The sequence below is a fragment of the Sphingomonas melonis genome (genome assembly GCF_013409985.1).
GTDB classification, from domain to species: domain Bacteria; phylum Pseudomonadota; class Alphaproteobacteria; order Sphingomonadales; family Sphingomonadaceae; genus Sphingomonas; species Sphingomonas melonis_A.
In genome coordinates this window covers 745,535-763,016 of sequence record NZ_JACCBY010000001.1, presented here as the reverse complement: position 1 = coordinate 763,016, position 17,482 = coordinate 745,535, and the positions used below count along the sequence as shown (strand labels likewise).

Annotated in this window: 16 protein-coding genes; 7 read left to right on the top strand and 9 right to left on the bottom strand. The window is 66.9% G+C overall.

Annotated elements, in window-relative coordinates; all coding sequences use genetic code 11:
• Positions 1-16 precede the first annotated feature (16 nt).
• Together HD841_RS03810 and HD841_RS03805 are read right to left on the bottom strand one after the other, a co-directional pair.
• Positions 17-2,398, bottom strand: a complete 2,382-nt coding sequence (locus HD841_RS03810; RefSeq protein ID WP_179507533.1) for a membrane-bound PQQ-dependent dehydrogenase, glucose/quinate/shikimate family — start codon at positions 2,396-2,398, stop codon at positions 17-19.
• 339 nt (positions 2,399-2,737) lie between these two features.
• Positions 2,738-4,615 (bottom strand): M61 family metallopeptidase, encoded by a 1,878-nt coding sequence (locus HD841_RS03805; RefSeq protein WP_179507532.1) that lies wholly within the window; start codon positions 4,613-4,615, stop codon positions 2,738-2,740.
• 380 nt (positions 4,616-4,995) lie between these two features.
• On the opposite strand from HD841_RS03805, the gene HD841_RS03800 reads away from it, so the two are divergent.
• Positions 4,996-6,660, top strand: coding sequence for a methyl-accepting chemotaxis protein (locus HD841_RS03800; RefSeq protein WP_179507531.1), 1,665 nt, complete (start codon positions 4,996-4,998; stop codon positions 6,658-6,660).
• Between the two features lie 112 nt (positions 6,661-6,772).
• Here HD841_RS03800 and HD841_RS03795 read toward each other — a convergent pair whose 3' ends face one another.
• Positions 6,773-7,153: a hypothetical protein gene (locus tag HD841_RS03795; protein ID WP_179507530.1), complete on the bottom strand. Its 381-nt coding sequence runs from the start codon at positions 7,151-7,153 to the stop codon at positions 6,773-6,775.
• Between the two features lie 143 nt (positions 7,154-7,296).
• On the opposite strand from HD841_RS03795, the gene uvrA reads away from it, so the two are divergent.
• Positions 7,297-10,197 carry an excinuclease ABC subunit UvrA gene (gene uvrA / locus HD841_RS03790; RefSeq protein ID WP_179507529.1) on the top strand — a complete coding sequence of 967 codons (2,901 nt, stop codon included), beginning with the start codon at positions 7,297-7,299 and terminating at the stop codon, positions 10,195-10,197.
• Between the two features lie 27 nt (positions 10,198-10,224).
• Here uvrA and HD841_RS03785 read toward each other — a convergent pair whose 3' ends face one another.
• Entirely contained in the window at positions 10,225-10,884 is a 660-nt protein-coding gene (locus HD841_RS03785) for a hypothetical protein (protein WP_179507528.1), read from the bottom strand.
• 198 nt (positions 10,885-11,082) lie between these two features.
• Here HD841_RS03785 and relB point away from each other — a divergent pair, with 198 nt between their 5' ends.
• Positions 11,083-11,259 (top strand): type II toxin-antitoxin system RelB family antitoxin, encoded by a 177-nt coding sequence (gene relB / locus HD841_RS03780; RefSeq protein ID WP_179508084.1) that lies wholly within the window; start codon positions 11,083-11,085, stop codon positions 11,257-11,259.
• Entirely contained in the window at positions 11,256-11,534 is a 279-nt protein-coding gene (locus HD841_RS03775; RefSeq protein ID WP_179507527.1) for a type II toxin-antitoxin system RelE/ParE family toxin, read from the top strand. The genes relB and HD841_RS03775 overlap by 4 nt, the downstream gene beginning before the upstream one ends.
• Here HD841_RS03775 and HD841_RS20570 read toward each other — a convergent pair.
• Positions 11,525-11,659 carry a BrnA antitoxin family protein gene (locus HD841_RS20570; protein WP_373562947.1) on the bottom strand — a complete coding sequence of 45 codons (135 nt, stop codon included), beginning with the start codon at positions 11,657-11,659 and terminating at the stop codon, positions 11,525-11,527. The two genes, HD841_RS03775 and HD841_RS20570, sit on opposite strands and share 10 nt — an antisense overlap.
• A 56-nt stretch (positions 11,660-11,715) precedes the next feature.
• Positions 11,716-11,979, bottom strand: coding sequence for a BrnT family toxin (locus HD841_RS03765; RefSeq protein WP_179507526.1), 264 nt, complete (start codon positions 11,977-11,979; stop codon positions 11,716-11,718).
• Positions 11,980-12,129: 150 nt separating this feature from the next.
• On the opposite strand from HD841_RS03765, the gene HD841_RS03760 reads away from it, so the two are divergent.
• Positions 12,130-12,921, top strand: coding sequence for a class II aldolase/adducin family protein (locus HD841_RS03760; protein WP_179507525.1), 792 nt, complete (start codon positions 12,130-12,132; stop codon positions 12,919-12,921).
• A gap of 159 nt (positions 12,922-13,080) precedes the next feature.
• Positions 13,081-14,241, top strand: coding sequence for an alpha-hydroxy-acid oxidizing protein (locus HD841_RS03755; RefSeq protein WP_179507524.1), 1,161 nt, complete (start codon positions 13,081-13,083; stop codon positions 14,239-14,241).
• Between the two features lie 41 nt (positions 14,242-14,282).
• On the opposite strand, the gene HD841_RS03750 is transcribed toward HD841_RS03755, so the two are convergent.
• A complete protein-coding gene (locus HD841_RS03750) occupies positions 14,283-15,431 on the bottom strand; it encodes a glutathionylspermidine synthase family protein (RefSeq protein WP_179507523.1) in 1,149 nt (382 codons plus the stop codon).
• Positions 15,428-15,799 (bottom strand): hypothetical protein, encoded by a 372-nt coding sequence (locus tag HD841_RS03745; RefSeq protein WP_257015197.1) that lies wholly within the window; start codon positions 15,797-15,799, stop codon positions 15,428-15,430. The genes HD841_RS03750 and HD841_RS03745 overlap by 4 nt, the downstream gene beginning before the upstream one ends.
• A gap of 175 nt (positions 15,800-15,974) precedes the next feature.
• Here HD841_RS03745 and HD841_RS03740 point away from each other — a divergent pair, with 175 nt between their 5' ends.
• Positions 15,975-16,475: a MucR family transcriptional regulator gene (locus HD841_RS03740; RefSeq protein ID WP_179507521.1), complete on the top strand. Its 501-nt coding sequence runs from the start codon at positions 15,975-15,977 to the stop codon at positions 16,473-16,475.
• A gap of 101 nt (positions 16,476-16,576) precedes the next feature.
• On the opposite strand, the gene HD841_RS03735 is transcribed toward HD841_RS03740, so the two are convergent.
• Complete coding sequence (locus HD841_RS03735; protein WP_179507520.1) at positions 16,577-17,482, bottom strand: flagellar motor protein MotB; 906 nt, start codon at positions 17,480-17,482, stop codon at positions 16,577-16,579.

Here is a 17,482-nt window from a genome sequence, read left to right as displayed (position 1 = left end):
GGCCGCCCCCCGACGGTTATTTGGGCAGCGCATAAGCGATGACGTGATCGCCCAGCTTGGTGCCGAGCGAGCCGTGCCCGCCCGCGACCACCACGACGAACTGCCGTCCGCTCGCCGCCGACCGATAGGACATTGGCGTCGCCTGCCCCCCGGCGGGCAGCCGGGCGCGCCACAGCACCTTGCCGGTACGCGTGTCATAGGCCCGCACGTAATTGTCGATCGCCGCCGCCATGAACGCGACCCCGCCCGCGGTGGTGATCGGCCCGCCGAGCGACGGCACGCCCATCTTGAACGGCATCGGCAGGATCGTCTCGTCGCGGATCGTCCCGTTCTTATGCTCCCACACCGTCTTGCCCGTGGTCAGGTCGATGCCGGCGACATAGCCCCAGGGCGGCTGCTGGCACGGCAGGCCGGCGAACGACAGGAACGGGTTCATGTCGACCGCGAAGGGCGCGCCGGTGTTGGGGTTATAGCCCTGTTCCTGCGATCCGTGCCGGTCCGATCCGCCCGCCGGTCCCTGCTCGCCGTCAGTATCCTCGGCGCGCGGCACCAGCCGGTCGACGAAGGCGACGTAATTGGGATGCGCGAAGATCACCTGGCGAATCGGATCGATCGACAGGCCACCCCAGTCCATCACCCCGAAATTGCCCGGGAAGACGAGCGATCCGCGCAGCGACGGCGGCGTATAGGCGCCGTGATAGTCGAGCGACTTGAAGCGGATGCGACACCATAATTGGTCGATCATCGTCATGCCCCACATGTCCTTCTCGTGCGCCGGGGCGGGCATCAGCGAGATGGCGGAGAAGGGCTGCGTCGGCGCGGTGTGGTCGCCCGGCGCGGCGCCGCCCGGCACCGGCTTCTCGGGCGCCGGGAAGACCGGTTGGCCGGTGCGCCGGTCGAGCACGAACAGATTGCCGGTCTTGGTCGACTGGACCAGCGCCGGCACCCGGCCGCGTCCGGGCAGGTCGAGGTCGACCAGCGCCGGCTGCGCGGGCACGTCCATGTCCCACAGATCGTGGTGCACCGTCTGATAGACCCAGCGCGGCTTGCCCGTCGCGATGTCGAGCGCCAGCACCGAAGTCGCGAATGTCTCGGTCGTCGCCGGGCGATGCCCGCCCCATTGATCGACCGCACCCATCCCCATCGGCAGATAGACGAGGCCAAGAGCCTCATCGGCGGCGGGCGTACTCCAGCTGTTCGGCGACGACGGCGTATACTGCTTGCCCGCGCCGAGCGGCGCGGTGTCGTCCGGATTGCCCGGATCGAAATTCCACACCAATTTCCCCGAGACGGCGTCATAGCCGCGGATCACGCCGGACGGCACCTTGGTGGCGATATTGTCGAACACCGCGCCGCCGGTGATCACCAGCCCGCGCGTGACCAGCGGTGCCGAGGTGACCTGATACCAGCCTTGGTTGTAATGCGGCTGCCCCGGCAGCAGGCTGACCGTGCCCGCCTGCCCGAAGCTGCGGCACAAGGCGCCGGTGCGCGGATCGAGCGCGATCAGCCGGCTATCGTTGGTGGCGAGGAAGATGCGCTGCGGGCAGTCCCGGACCGCGGTGCCGCTGCGCGCGCCGTCCCAATAGGACACGCCGCGACAGGTGAGATGCTGCATGTTCTTGGCCGAGGTCGCGATCCTGGGATCGAAGCGCCAGCGCTCCTTGCCCGTCTCGGCATCGACCGCGATCACCCAATTGTGCGGCGTGCACAGGAAGACGGTGTCGCCGACCTTGATCGGCGTCATCTCATAGGTCGTCTCACCGGGATCGCCGTCGCGCTTCATGTCGCCGGTGCGCAGCTGCCACGCGACCTTGAGATTGCCGACATTCGCCGGGGTCAGCTGCGTCAGCGGCGAGAATTTGTCGCCATACCAGCTGCGGGCATAGGCCTGCCAATCGTCGTCGGGCACGCCATGGAGGTTGGCGGCGAGCGCCTTGCGCGGTCCGGGCAGCGTGCCGTCGAGATTGTGCACGTCGCGGGTCAGCGACACCGCGCCGAATACCGCGGCCGCCGCCAGCGCGACGCTCAGCGGCCCCGCCGCACGCGCCCACGAGGTCCGCGGCACCAGCCGCTTCACCGTCCATGGCAGCGCCAGCAGCGCACCGAAGATGAAGATCAGGTCGCCGCGCGGCACCAGTGGCCACCAGTCCGCGCCGATCTCCACCCAGGCCCAGATCACCGTGCCGAGCACCAGCGCCGCGAACACGTGCAGCGCCGCCGCATGCCGCCGCCACAGCAACGCCGCGGTCGCCAGCATCGCCAGCCCGGCGACGCCGTAGAACAGGCTGCCGTGCAACGTCGCCAGCCACACGCCCCCGACCAGATTGATCGCCCCGACCGCGCCGATGATCACGGCAAGGATATGGGGCCACCGGGCGGGATGGCGGGCGTGGGTCATGCGGCAACTCCGGGCTCGATCCCGTCAATACCGCCGTCCCGCAGCAATGTTCCGTTACAATATCGGTTTCCGCTGCGGTGTTTTGCAGACCCGTCGCAGTGCGTTGAAAAGAAGCAATAATATTCACGCGAAGACGCAAAGGCGCGAAGAAGCGGATGCCGGGGCGCGAAGATCATCCGCCAATGAATCAAGCTCCCCGGCGCCCCGGCGACAGCCCCCGCACCTTCCTCTTCGCGGCTTCGCGTCTTCGCGTGAATCCATTGCGCGCAGAGAAGCAGAGCTGCCGCGGACCCACCGAGACAACCGCGCAACACCGCCGGGAACAGCGCCGCCGCGAGCCTATTTCCCCAACCAAGCCGTCCGGAACGCCATCTGCGCCGGCGTCACCGTCACGCCCGCCGTCTCGCCACGCACCACCTCGAACGACGGGTCGACCGCCAGGCGCAGCGTTGCATCGCGCTGCACGCCGCGCGCGACACAGCGCACCGCGATCCTATCCCCCGGCGCATGCGCGTCGAGCGCCGCCTGCAATGCCGTCGGATCGGCCACCGGTTTGCCGTCGACCGCCAGGATCACGTCGCCGCGCTCCAGCCCCGCGGCATAAGCGGGGGCATCCGGCCGCGGCGATTGCGCGACGACAACGCTGCCGCCCTCCCCCGCAGTGCCGGTCAGCCCCGACCAGCCACGCTTGGCATTCACCGGCCGCATGACCAGCCCCGCCTGGCGCAGCAGCGGCGCATAATCGGGCAGGCCGCTCGCATGCACGCTGCCGTCGAAGAAGGCCTTGGCGAAGGCGGGGTCGCGCGTCACCTCGGCCAGCCCCTGTTCCAGATCGGCGGGCGTATAGGGGCGTTCGGCGTCGCCGCGCGTCGTCCACAGGTGCCGCATATAGGAATCGAGCGACAGGTCCGGATAGCGCTGGCGCAATTGCAGATCGAGCGCGAGCGCCACCATCGCGCCATAGGGGTAATAGGATATGAAGATGTTGGGATTGACCTGGTCGATCGCCTTGGCGGCATCGACGAAGGGCGCGCGCAGGCTCATCTCCTCCGGCCCGCCATAGCGCCGCGCCGGGCTGTTGACGACGCCGCTCAGCGTGCCGCCCAGCCCCCGCAGGAAGTCGTCGACGCTCATCTCGCCGGCGCGGCGGATCAGCAGCGGCCCGTAATATTGCGTGAAGCCCTCCGCGAACCACAGGCTCGGCGTCGGATTGGCGCGGGTGAAGTCGAACGGCTCCAGCTCCGCCGGCCGCAGCCGCTCGACGTTCCAGCTGTGCACGAACTCGTGGCTCAGCGTGTTGAGCTGCGCGAAATCCGCCTCGGCCAGCCCGCGCTTGTCGGTGATGACCGTCGAGTTGCGGTGCTCCATACCGTCGCCGGTGATCTGCGGCAGATAGTCGGCGATGAACGTATAGGTGCCATAGTCATAGCGCGGCGCCTGGCCGAACAGCGCATAATGCTGCGCGATCACCCGCTTCACCTTGGCGGCATAGGCATCGACATCGGCGTCGGTGCCGGCGTGATGCACCGCCAGCCGTATGACATAGCGTTTGCCGAGCCCGTCGGTGATCGGCCATTCGCGCAGCGCGAAGCTGCTGATCTCGGTCGGGCTGTCCATGAAATACTGTAGATTGGGCGCCCAGAAGGTGTTGCCGTCCTTAGCGGCCGGCAGCTGCGTGGCGATCCGCCAGGCCGGATCGAACGGCCGGAAACGCACGCGGATCGGCTGATCGTCATAGCCTTCCGCCCACAGGAAGGTCGCGGGCATGTTGAGATGCGCGTGGCTGGTGTCGATCTGCGCATAGTTGCCGTCGCCCCAGTCGCCGAACAGGGTGTAGGTGACGACGACGGTGCCGTCATGCCCGGCGACGGTCCAGCCATAGGGATCGCTGCGGATCACCTGCAGCGGGCGGCCCCTGCCGTCCTTCGCCGACACCGCATAGACGTTCTTGGCGAATTCATGGATCGCATAGCGCCCTGGCGACGACCGCGCCATCCGCACCCGCAGCGGCCCGGCCGGCACCCGCGTGAAGGTCGCGGTGACCTGCGCCTCGTGATGCACCGCATTGGGGAAGGCGACGTCATAATGCGTACCCGCCCGCGCGCCCGGATCCTGCGCCTGCTGCGCCAGCACCGCCGGCGCCGAGACCGGCGCCTGCGCGGCGGCCCCCTGCGCCCCGACGATCGCCAACGCCGCCGCCCCGAACATCACTCTCATCGCCCGTCCCCTTCGCCCGCCCCATCCCGGCGTCCTGCGACGCTATAGCCACGCCGCTCCCGCACGGTCCACTGACGGCTGCACGCGGACACGGCGCACGATCCGCGATGCCACGCACAGCTCCGACGGCCTTGTCCTACGCTGGCGGTAATGTTTCAGATAAATTACAATGGCAATTCCGTTATTTGCCGAGCCAGTCAAAAAGGTAAGTTATGTGACGAAGAGTAATTTTAAACACTTACTCCAGATAAATATGACAATGACTTGCATTTCAACATAGATGTAGCGGATAATTTTGCCTCTTGCACCGCGCGGACGTTACGTCTCTTCTATAATCTGACCCGGCAGGTGTGCGCCTCGCCGACATAGAGGATAGACACTTGCCGCTCCGTCGCTTCAACATCCGCGTCCTTGCGCCGCTCGTCGGTGCGATCCTGTTGCTCTGGCTGCTGGCCGGGGTGACGTACCGCGAGGATCGTGCGGTCGAAGCCGCCAACGTCGCGGCGCTGGAGGCGCAGGAGCGCGTCCTCGCCGTGGCGGAAGTCCGTTCCGTCAGCCGGTCGCTGCAACGCGACGCGCTCAACCTAATCACCGAAACCGATCCGGCCGAGCGGGCAATCATCGTCAAGAAGTTCGACGATCGCTCCGCGCAGATGCGCGAGATGCTGCGCCACCTCGAAGACACCAAGGCGCGCCACATCCTGCCGGAGGACTATTTCCGCCTCTCGCACACGGTCATCGCCGCACTCGGCGAAGTCGCCGCGCAGGCGAATGCCGGCAATCGCGAGGCGGCGCTGAACCACCTGCGCAAGGCCGTGCGTCCGGCGGAACGCGCCGCGTCGAAGGTCGCCGATGCGCAGATCGATACGATGAATGCAGAGGTGGCCGCGCTGCGCCACACCGCCGCCGTCGCCCAGCGCGCGGCGAACCGGACGCTGCTCGTCGCGGTGATCTTCCTCAGCCTGCTGGCGGTCGCGGTCGGCGCGCTTACCGAAATGATCCGTCGCGAACAGGCGCGGCTGATCGTCCGCAACATCGGCAGCGGGCTGCACAAGCTCGCCGGCGGTGACCTCACCGCACGGATCGACGCAGCGCTGGTCGGCGACTTTTCCAAACTGAAGAGCGACTTCAATCACGCCGCCGAGGCGCTGGGTACCGCGCTGGCAACGGTGCGGCGCAGCGCTACCGACATTGCCGCCGGCGCAGAGGAATTGCTGCAATCCTCCAACGACCTGTCCGACCGCACCGAGCGGCAGGCGGCGAGCCTCGAAGAGACGGCGGGTGCGCTCCAGCAGCTCAGCGGCGCGCTGAACGACTCCGCCAGCAACGCCGTCGAGGTGCGCAAGGTCATCAAGGATGCCCATCTCGATGCCGAACAATCGGGCAACCTGCTCAAGGAAGCGATGACGGCGATTCATCGTCTGGAGGAATTCTCCAACGAGATCGCCGAGATCCTGCTCGTGATCGACCGCATCGCCTTCCAGACCAACCTGCTCGCGCTCAACGCCGGCGTCGAGGCGGCGCGCGCCGGCGAGGCGGGCAAGGGCTTCGCGGTGGTGGCGCAGGAGGTGCGCGCGCTCGCCGGGCGCTCGGCAGAGGCGGCAATGGACGTCAAGCGGCGGATCGGCCGCTCGTCCGAGCAGATCGGGCTGAGCGTCCGTTCGGTGGGCAATGTCGAGGGCGCATTGGGCCGGCTGATCGATCGCGTCGGCAGCGTCGCGACGCTCAGCGTCAACATCGCCGAGAACATCGAACAGCAATCGCTCGCCTTGCAGCAGATCACCTCCGCGGTGGCCGAACTGGACAGCGTCACCCAGCAGAATGCCGCCGTCGCCGAAGAGGAATCGGCCGCCGCACGCAAGCTGGTCACCGAGACGCAGATGATGACCGGCCAGATCGAGCAGTTCCGCTTCGCCGAATGGGACGCGGCCAACGACCTGCGCCCGGATCTCGACCGCCCGGCGCGCGTGGTCTGGCCGCAGCGCGCCGTGGTCACCGCGCTGAAGCAGCGCCTGCCCGGCGCCAGCGACAGGGCCGCGGGCTGATGCCCCGTAACGCCGCCACTCCGGCGGCGTTACCTTCCGCGGGCGCGAACGGCGCCCGGGCTACAGCCTGACGCCCACCTGCAACCACGCCTGCCGACGGACCACGTCGCCCCTACGCCGCCTTTCCCCCGAACAGGCGGCCGAGCATCGCCTCCGCCGCCTTGCCGACTACGTCGACGATCGCCTGCGGGTCGGGCTGGGTCTGCGTGCCCTGGGGCGGCTTGGCGGCGTGCTGGTCTGCTCCCGGCGCCGACGCCCGCGCCGGCGAGTCCGCCGCCTGCTCGCGGCTCGCCCGCCCCTTTGCCACGGCAGCGGTCGCGGCGGCGGCGGCCATCGTCAGCCCGGCCGCGAGCATCTCGCGACCCTGCGGGCTGTTCGCCTTCTCGATCAGCGCGCCGCCGGCCTCGCGCACCTCCTTGGGCAGGCGGATGCCCAGCACGGCCTTGGGGAGCTTCGCCGTCTTTGGCTTTTTCGTCTTCGTCTTCTTGCCCATGCCGCGGCCTCTCTCGCTCGCTGTCCGTGTGTGGTCGAGATAAGACACATGATCGGTGTTTCAACGTGGTGCTGGCGAAGCGTCCCGCGCGTTCCTACCTCTCGCACTAGCCTCCCGAACAGAACAGAAGTAGAACCCGCCACATGCTGACCAAAATCACCGTCCGCGGCGCGCGCGAGCACAACCTCAAGGACGTCGACGTCGACATCCCCCGCGATACGCTGACGGTGATCACCGGCCTGTCGGGTTCGGGCAAGTCGAGCCTCGCCTTTGACACCATCTATGCCGAGGGCCAGCGCCGCTACGTCGAGTCGCTCTCCGCCTATGCACGCCAGTTCCTCGAGCTGATGCAGAAGCCCGACGTCGATCATATCGAGGGCCTGTCGCCGGCGATCTCGATCGAGCAGAAGACGACCAGCCGCAACCCGCGCTCGACGGTGGCGACCGTCACCGAGATCTACGATTACATGCGCCTGCTCTGGGCGCGCGTTGGCATCCCCTACAGCCCGGCGACCGGCGAGCCGATCGCCGCGCAGACCGTCAGCCAGATGGTCGACCGCGTCCTCGCGCTGCCCGAGGGCACGCGGCTCTATCTGCTCGCCCCCGTCGTGCGCGGCCGCAAGGGCGAGTATCGCAAGGAACTCGCCGAATGGCAGAAGGCGGGCTTCACCCGCGTCCGCATCGACGGCCAGATCCACGAGATCGACGAGGCGCCCGCGCTCGACAAGAAACTCAAGCACGACATCGAGATCGTCGTCGACCGGCTCGTCGTGCGCGGCGATGCCGCGACGCGCCTCGCCGAGAGTTTCGAGACCGCGCTGAAGCTTGCCGACGGCCTCGCCTATGTCGATCCCGCCGACCCCGTCGAACCGCATACGCCGAAGTCGGAAGTGCTCGGCGACAACGCGCCTCCTGGCCGCATCGTCTTCTCCGAGAAGTTCGCCTGCCCGATCAGCGGCTTCACCATCGCCGAGATCGAGCCGCGGCTGTTCTCGTTCAACGCGCCGCAGGGCGCCTGCCCGGCCTGCGACGGGCTCGGCGAGAAACTGCTGTTCGACGAGGATCTCGTCGTCCCCAACCACGGGCTCAGCATCAAGAAGGGCGCGGTCGTCCCCTGGGCCAAGTCCAACCCGCCCAGCCCCTATTACATGCAGGTGCTGGGGTCGCTCGCGCGCGAATTCGACTTCAACCTCGACACGCCCTGGGCCGATTTGCCCGAGGCGATCCACGCACTCATCCTGCACGGCAGCAAGGGCAAGCCGGTCACGCTGACCTTCGTCGACGGCAAGAAGGCCTATGACGTCAAGAAGCCGTTCGAGGGCGTCATCGGCAACCTCAACCGCCGCCTGCTCCAGACCGAGAGCGCGTGGATGCGTGAGGAATTGTCCAAATACCAGAGCTCGCGCCCGTGCGAGGTCTGCCACGGCGCGCGCCTCAAGCCCGAGGCGCTGGCGGTCAAGGTGGCGATGAAGGACATCGCCTATGCCACGCACCTGTCCGTAGTCGACGCGCTCGCCTTCTTCAGCGACCTGCCCAACCATCTCGGCGACCAGCAGCGCGCGATCGCCGAGCGCATCCTGAAGGAGATCGTCGAGCGCTTGGGCTTCCTCAACAACGTCGGCCTCGACTATCTCAACCTTGATCGTACCAGCGGCACGCTGTCGGGCGGCGAGAGCCAGCGTATCCGCCTCGCCAGCCAGATCGGCAGCGGCCTGTCGGGCGTGCTCTACGTGCTCGACGAACCCTCGATCGGCCTGCATCAGCGCGACAATGACATGCTGCTCGCGACGCTGCGCCGCCTGCGCGACCTCGGCAACACCGTGCTGGTGGTCGAGCATGACGAGGATGCGATCCGCACCGCCGATTACGTCATCGACATGGGGCCGGGCGCCGGCGTCCACGGCGGCCAGATCGTGGCCCAGGGCACGCTCAAGCAGATCCTCAAGAGCAAGACGAGCATCACCGCCGACTACCTCAACGGCACGCGCCAGGTCCCGGTGCCGGCCAAGCGCCGCAAGGGCAACGGCAAGCAGCTCACCGTCCACAATGCGCGCGCCAACAACCTCACCGGCGTCACCGCGAGCATCCCGCTCGGCACCTTCACCTGCATCACCGGCGTGTCGGGCTCGGGCAAGTCGAGCTTCACGATCGACACGCTTTATGCCGCCGCGGCGCGTGCGCTCAACGGCGCGCGCATCCTCGCCGGCAAGCACGACAAGGTCAGCGGCCTCCAGCATCTCGACAAGGTGATCGACATCGACCAGTCGCCGATCGGCCGCACCCCGCGCTCGAACCCGGCGACTTATACGGGCAGCTTCACGCAGATCCGCGACTGGTTCGCCGGCCTGCCCGAGAGCCAGGCGCGCGGCTACAAGCCCGGCCGGTTCAGCTTCAACGTCAAGGGCGGCCGCTGCGAGGCGTGCCAGGGCGACGGCGTGCTCAAGATCGAGATGCACTTCCTCCCCGATGTCTACGTCACCTGCGACGTCTGCCACGGCGCGCGCTACAATCGCGAGACGCTGGAGGTGAAGTTCAAGGGCAAGAGCATCGCCGACGTGCTCGACATGACGGTCGAGGATGCCGCCGAATTCTTCAAGGCGGTGCCGCCGATCCGCGACAAGATGGAGATGCTGGTCGAGGTCGGCCTCGGCTACGTCAAGGTCGGCCAGCAGGCGACGACGCTGTCGGGCGGCGAGGCGCAGCGCGTCAAGCTCGCCAAGGAACTCGCCCGCCGCGCGACCGGCAACACCTTGTACATCCTCGACGAGCCGACCACCGGCCTGCATTTTGAGGACGTGCGCAAATTGCTCGAAGTGCTCCATGCTCTGGTCGAGCAGGGCAATACGGTGGTGGTGATCGAGCACAATCTCGACGTCATCAAGACCGCCGACTGGGTGGTCGATCTGGGGCCGGAAGGCGGCGTCAAGGGCGGCGAGATCGTCGCGGTCGGCACGCCCGAAGTGGTGGCGAAGGAACCGCGCAGCTTCACGGGCAAGTATCTCGCGCCGTTGTTGAAGGCGCGTGGCGGGGAGGCATCAATGTAGGCGCTGAAAGCACACAGCTTATCGGGCTCAAGTCATCTGATTGCGCCACTCACGCAAAATACGACGGTATCGGAGAGCAAATACCTCTTCTTCGTTACCAATGAGCGGATATATGTCTGGAGAGTAAGCCTCGCCTCTTAGAACGTCTAGAATCCGCATTTCTGCCAAAGGCAGATCCGGCAGAGCCTCACTCATAAGCCAAAGGCCCAATCTTGCTGTTTCAGCATCCATCGGCGGCTTTTCACAAAAATATGGATATACGTATCTAAATCGGTCATCGCCTATTTTTAGAGATAACAAGTTTTCAACTTTAACGACACCCTCTATTTCAGCAAAACCAAATGTCGATTTTATTGATTTTGGCAAAGACTCGATAGGCTCGTTGATCCAACGGCGCTTCTCATTCCACCAAAGCAAAAAACCGTCACGAAGAAGCGGGTAAAGGCGTTTTCGGAACTTTCCCTTAGCCATCGTCTGAGAAGTTAATGTGTGAAGATCATCCAAGCCCGCCGCGTGAATCTTTGCATCCCGCCAAAACGGCGCGTGAAAGTCGGCGCCTGGGCTAGGCCCCTCATCGCGACGCTCCATTGTCTGAAGAGCATCGCTTCGGATTTCTGAAAGCCGACGCTTCTCCGATAGCAGAAAAAGATAGAGCAGCTTTCGCAAATGAACACGATCTAAAGCCACAACGGCCCCCATTGCCTTTTCGCCAAAGGTAAGGTCCTATCTAAATCTTATTACGTCAACTACTTGAGCTATCGTGCATGCGCCAAGCGTCGGAGCGCACTTTGAAGGGCGTCCTTAAAAAGGCATTTCGGAGCATTGGCACCGCTTATCGCGGAGCGCCTGACTTTTCCTGGATCGCCTGACGCGGTATTGTGGCTAATGGTCGACCTAACCCCCATCGAGTCGGAATTCGCGACCACCGAAGAGGCCGCCGCCTACGACGCTTGGTTCCGCGCCAAGGTCCAAAAGGCGATGGCGTCCACCGCCCCCCGCATTCCGCACGATCAGGTGATGGCAGAGGCGCGCAGGATCATCGATCGGCATCGCGCAAAATGACGCTTGCCGTCGTCTGGACCGACGATGCGGCTACCGACCTTCTCGACATTCTCGATTACATCGCTGAACGCAACGTCGCTGCTGCCGACCGGCTGGAGGCGCTAATTCAACACGCCACAGACCGCCTGCCCGACCATCCTTATATCCACCGCCCCGGCCGCATCGCCGGCACGCGCGAGGCGATCGTCCACCCCAACTACATTCTCGTCTATCGTGTCGCGATCCATGCGATCGAAGTGCTCGCCGTGCTCCACGCCCGGCAGCACTACCCGTAAAGCCCCGCCGCCTTCCGCCGCACCGCGTTCATCCGCCCCTGCCACCCCGTCCCATCGGCGCGGAAGCGCTCAATCACATCGGAGTCGAGCCGCAGCATCACCTGCTGCTTGGCACGATCGCGCAGCTACGGGCGGCCGCGCACGATGCCGTTCGGACCGAAACAGCGCGTCGTCGGCCGAATTAAGCGAGACTGCGGCGGAATCTGGCTTGTTCTCGCTCATTCGCCTTCCTCATCGATCGGACGCGACGGCCGCCCTTGCTCCCGGTACAGATCACCACGACCATCCGCTCGTCCGAAAATCCGATCGTCGACCACCGCGCCTCCGGATAATCGACCCGCCGATCCTCGAAGTCGAACACGCGGGCGGCGTCGAGGACATCCAGCCCGCGCTCATCCAGCGTCTGCACCCGCTTCTCGGGATCGAAGCCGATGGCACCGGCCATGGCGTAACTTCAAGATTGCCGCCGTCGAGACAGGGGCCCTTGCATCATGGATACCGCCGGTGTCGGCCGGTGCTTCGGACCCGGGTGGCTTGCCGCCGCGGCATTTCCTGTCATCCTCGCGATCAACGATAGCGAGAGAGAGGATTTGCCATGGCCACCCGTCTGCGCGCCCCCGCACGCCCTGCGCCCAGCTTGCGCGACTCGGTCAGCGCCGAGGAATGGGCGGTGCGCGTCGATCTCGCCGCCGCCTATCGGCTGGTGGCGCTCTACGGCTGGGACGATCTGATCTTCACCCATCTGTCGGCGCGGGTGCCGGGGCCAGAGCACCATTTCCTCATCAACCCCTACGACATGATGTTCGAGGAGATCACCGCCTCGTCGCTGGTCACGATCGACGGCGACGGCAACACCGTTTCGGCGAGCGAGGCGCCGGTCAACCGCGCCGGCTTTGTCATCCATTCGGCGATCCACGGCGCGCGCGAGGATGCCATGGCGGTGCTCCATCTCCACACGCCGCACGGCCAGGCGGTGTCGGCGATGGCGGAGGGGCTGCTGCCGCACACCCAGACCGCGATGATCGCCGGCCACGACGTCGCCTATCACGACTTCGAGGGGATCGCGACCGAGCTGGACGAACGCGCGCGGCTGGTCGCCGACCTCGGCACGCGTCACACGATGATCCTGCGCAACCACGGCACGCTCACCGTCGGCGCCAGCGTCGCCGAGGCGTTCCTGCGGATGTACTTCCTCGAACGCGCCTGCGAGGCGCAGATCCTGATGCTCAGCGCGGGACGCGCCAACCTCAACACGCCCAATCAGAGCGTCGCGGAGAAGGTCGAGCAGCAATCGACCGGCCCCGGCATGGCGATGCTCGCCCGCGGCCTCGCCTGGCCCGCGCTGCTCCGCAAGCTCGACCGGCGCGATCCGTCCTATCGGGAGTGACGATGATCGCGCGACGACGCGAAGGCGCGAAGAGGCCGCGCGCGGCGCAGCCTCCTTCCGCGTGATGAAGGCGGCACATCGCCGCCGCGCACCCCCTTCGCGTCGTCGCGCCTTCGCGTGAATCCTCTTCTGCGCCGAGACGCATCAGCGAGGCAGGCCATGTCCCATTACGGCGACTATCAGAATGCGATCTACGGTGCCGGCCTTGCCGGGGTGGTCCCCGCGGTGCCGGTCGATTTCGCCACGCTCGAACCCCGCGCGCTCGCCGCGCTGCCGCCATCGGTGCGCGATTATGTCCAGGGTGGCTGCGGCGACGAACACACCCAGCAGACCAATGCCGAGGCGTTCCGCCACTGGGGCCTGACGCCGCGGATGATGGTCGATTGCAGCACGCGCGACCTGTCGGTCGATCTGTTCGGCCTCACCCTGCCCGGCCCGGTGTTCATGGCGCCGATCGGCGTCACCGGCCTCTGCACGCCCGACGGCCACGGCGACCTTGCCGCCGCCCGCGCCTCAGCGGAGACAGGCGTGCCGCTGATCGCGTCCACCCTGTCCAACGACCCACTGGAGGCGGTGGCGGCGGCGAGCGGCGCGACGCCCGGCTTCTTCCAGCTCTACACGCCGAAGGACCCCGACCTCGCCGCCAGCCTCGTCGCTCGGGCCGAGGCGGCGGGCTACAAGGGGATCGTCGTGACGCTCGACACCTGGGTCACCGGCTGGCGTCCGCGCGATCTCAACACCGGCAATTTCCCGCAATTGCGCGGCGCGGTGCTCACCAATTATTTCAGCGATCCGGTCTTCCGCGCGATGCTCGCCGTGCCGCCCGAACAGGACCCCGCCGCCGCGATCCGCCAATGGGTCGGCGTGTTCGGCAAGGTGCTGACCTGGGCCGACCTGCCCTGGCTGCGGTCGCTAACCCGGCTGCCGCTGATCCTCAAGGGCATCTGCCACCCCGACGACGCGCGCCGCGCGATCGACGGCGGCGCCGACGCCATCTATTGCTCGAACCACGGCGGGCGTCAGGCGAACGGCGGCATCGCCGCGATCGATCTGCTGCCCGATGTCGTCGCCGCGGCGGGATCGACGCCGGTGCTGTTCGACTCCGGCATCCGCTCCGGGACCGACGTGGTCAAGGCGCTGGCGCTCGGCGCAGCCGCGGTCGGTATCGGCCGCCCCTACAGCTACGGCCTGGCGCTCGACGGCGCTGCCGGTTGCGCGCATGTGCTGCGCTGCATCCTCGCCGAGGCCGACCTGCTGATGGCGGTCAACGGCTATCCGACGATCGCAGCGGTGCGCGCAGCGGGCGCGCGGCGGTTATGAGCGCCGCCGCCCGGCATCAGACTGGAGGCGCAGGAAGGGGCTTAGTCCGCCACGATATGCGGCACGAAGCGCGCGGTGTTGCCGGTGATCAGCCCGTCCTCGCGGATGCCCATCCCGGCGGGTTCGCCGTCGACCACCCAGCTGCCGATCACCGGGAAGCAGCCCGGCGCCGGCTCGGGCAGGCGATAGATCGCCTGATAGACATAGCCTTCGTCGCCATAATCGCCCGGCGCCTCGGCGACGATCCGCCCGGCGCGACGGATCGAGACGTTGGCGCCCTCACGCGACAGCAGCGGCTTGGCCACCGCATCGCCTTCGGGGATGTCGAAGCCGGCCGGCAACAGATTGGGGTGGCCGGGGAACAGCTCCCACAGCACCGCGAGCACGCCCTTGTTGCTCCAGATCATCTTCCACACCGGCTCGAGCCAGATCGTCCCGCCCCGCGCCAGATCCTCGACCAGCACGTCGGCGAACGCCTCGTTGGCCAGCCACTCCCACGGGTAGAGCTTGAAGATCGCGTCGATCGGCGCGGCGTCCGCATCGACGAAGCGGCGGCGCTCTTCGTCCCAGCCGATCGTCTCGACCAGCATCGCCGCCGTATCGATCCCAGCCGCCGCCGCGGTGTCGCGCAGATAGGCGGTGGTGACGCCGTCCTCGCCCGCGTTGTCGGCGGCATGCGCGAACTGGACGCGCGGCGGCAGACAGGCGGCCAGGTCGTGCCACTTCGCCACCAGCCGCTCGTGCAGGCTGGTGAACTGGTCCGCCTGCGGGAAGCAGTCCTCCTTCCACTGCCACTGGATCACCGCCGCCTCAAGCAGCGAGGTCGGCGTATCGCAATTGAACTCGAACAGCTTCGGCGGCGACGCGCCATCATAGCCGAGGTCGAAGCGGCCAAGGTTGAGCGCCGGCGGCTCCGCCTCCCACGCGTCGCGGATCGGCTGGTGCAGGGCGCGCGGAATGCCGAACCGGTCGAGTAGCCGCGTGTCGGCGACGATCGCCTCGCCCGCGGCCAAGAACAGGCGATAGAGTTCGGCTGTCGCGCTCTCGATCTCGGCGATCTGCGTGGCGGAGAAGCGGTAGCAGACGGATTCGTCCCAATAGGGCCGGCCATCGGCGGTGTGCCAGATCAGCCCGTCGGCCTCGACCTTCGCCTGCCAGTCGGCACGCGGCGTCAGCGACGTGCGGATCACGAGCGGCCGCCGCCGAAGCTGCGTGCCGAGGCGCCGAAGCCGCCGCGGCTGATCGCGCCGGCGCGCGTCACCTGCGTCGTCGCCGGTGCGAAGCCATATCCCCGGCCCGGCATCCGCGCATACGAGCCGCCGCGCACGCGCTCGCCATATGGCGGGATCACCGCATTGCGCGCGAGGAAGTACCACAGGAACGGGCTGACGCCGCCGGCCTGGGTGTGGCGCGCGCACTGGTTGTCGGCAACGCGATTGCCGCTGCGGTCGGTGCAGACCGCCGTATCGGTCTGCGCCACCCAGCCATCCGCATCGTCGCGCGACTTGCCGCAACCGGCCGCCAGCACGGCCGCCGCCAGCGCCGTCGTGAACTTCAACTCGTGCCTCAACATATCCTCCGCGTCGCCGGTCTGCGGCCAGTGTTGGAGTATGACGCAGGAATCTGAATAACGTGAGGGTCTTTTTGGGTCGGAAAACGCTGATCTCTGCTGATCATCCGCTTGACGCATGGTTTCCCGCGCGTACGGCTGGCCTCGGTCAAAGGAGCAAACTATGACTGATGAAACCACCGATCTGAACGCCGTTGAACTAGCAACCGAACTCACGATTGCTTGGCTCGGCAACCCCAACACCCGTACTTCCGCCGATGAGGTTCCGGCCTTTCTCGGAAAGATGCACGACACCGTCTCGGCACTGCTTGGCGCCAACGGCGCGGCACCGGAAGCGCAGCCCGCCACCGAATATACGCCCGCCGTGTCGCCGCGAAAGTCGCTGGCGTCGAAGGATCACATCATCTCGATGATCGACGGCAAGCCGTACAAGACCTTGCGCCGCCATCTCGCGACGCATGGCATGACGCCCGCCGAATATCGCGAACGCTATGGCCTGAAGGCCGATTATCCCATGGTCGCCGAGAATTATTCGGAAAGCCGCCGTGCGATGGCGAAGAAGATCGGCCTCGGCCGCAAGCCCGGTGCGCGCAAGGCAGAGGGCGGCGAGACCGGCGCCCCCGCACGTCGCGGTCGCAAGCCCGCCGAGGCCGTCGAGGCCTGATCGCAGCCCGCCGTCAGGCGAACGAGCGGCGCGCGACGGACCCTTCCGTAGCGCGCCGTTTTGGTGTCGGGCAGCGCGTCCTGCGACGCACCGCCTGTCGGTCACTGGCCGAACGTGCCCTGCCGGTAGAGCAGCGTGATGGCGACGCGGCGGTTGCGCGGATCGCCGGGATCGCTGGTGATGATCGGCTCGCGATCCGCCACGCCCTCGATCCGCTCGAAGCGCGATTCCGGGATGCCGCCGAGCGCCAGCCGCCGCCGCGTCGCCTCCGCCCGGCCGGACGAGAGCATCCAGTTGTTCATCGCACGCGGGTCGCCGTACGGTACGCTGTCGGTGTGGCCGCGGATCATGATCGTGTTGGGCGTGCCGGCGATCGTGCCGGCGATCATCCCGATCAGCTCCGACGCCTTGGGATCGAGCGCGGTCGTACCCAGCGCGAACATCGAATAATCGGCATTGTCGACCAGATCGATCCGCAGCCCGTCCTGGGTCGGCACGAAGCGGATGTGCTCTGCCATCTTCGCCAGTCGCGGCGATGCCTTGATCTGCTTTTCGAGCTGGTCCTTGATCGCCTGGAACGCCTGCTTGTCGAGCTGCATCGCCGCCGGGTTGCGCAGCGAGCCCTTGTTGCCGGTCCCGCTCTTCTGCCCGCCCGACATGCTCATCGGGATGCCGATCGACGCGATCGGCGCCGACGCCGCGCGCGGCCCGAGCTTGTTGTTGCTGAGGATCGACTCGCCGCCGAGCACGCCGTTGCCGCCGAGCCCGGTCATCTTCTTGTCGAGCAGCGTCGGCGCGAAATAGTCGGCGATACCCTTGCGCTGCTTCTCGGTCGTCGCGCCGAGCAGCCACAGCAGCAGGAAGAACGCCATCATCGCGGTCACGAAATCGGCATAGGCGACCTTCCACGCGCCGCCGTGATGGCCGCCGTGGCCGCCGTCGATGATCTTCTTGACGATGATGATCTTGGGCGGCTGGTTGTTGCCGTGCGGCGCGGCGCGGGCCAT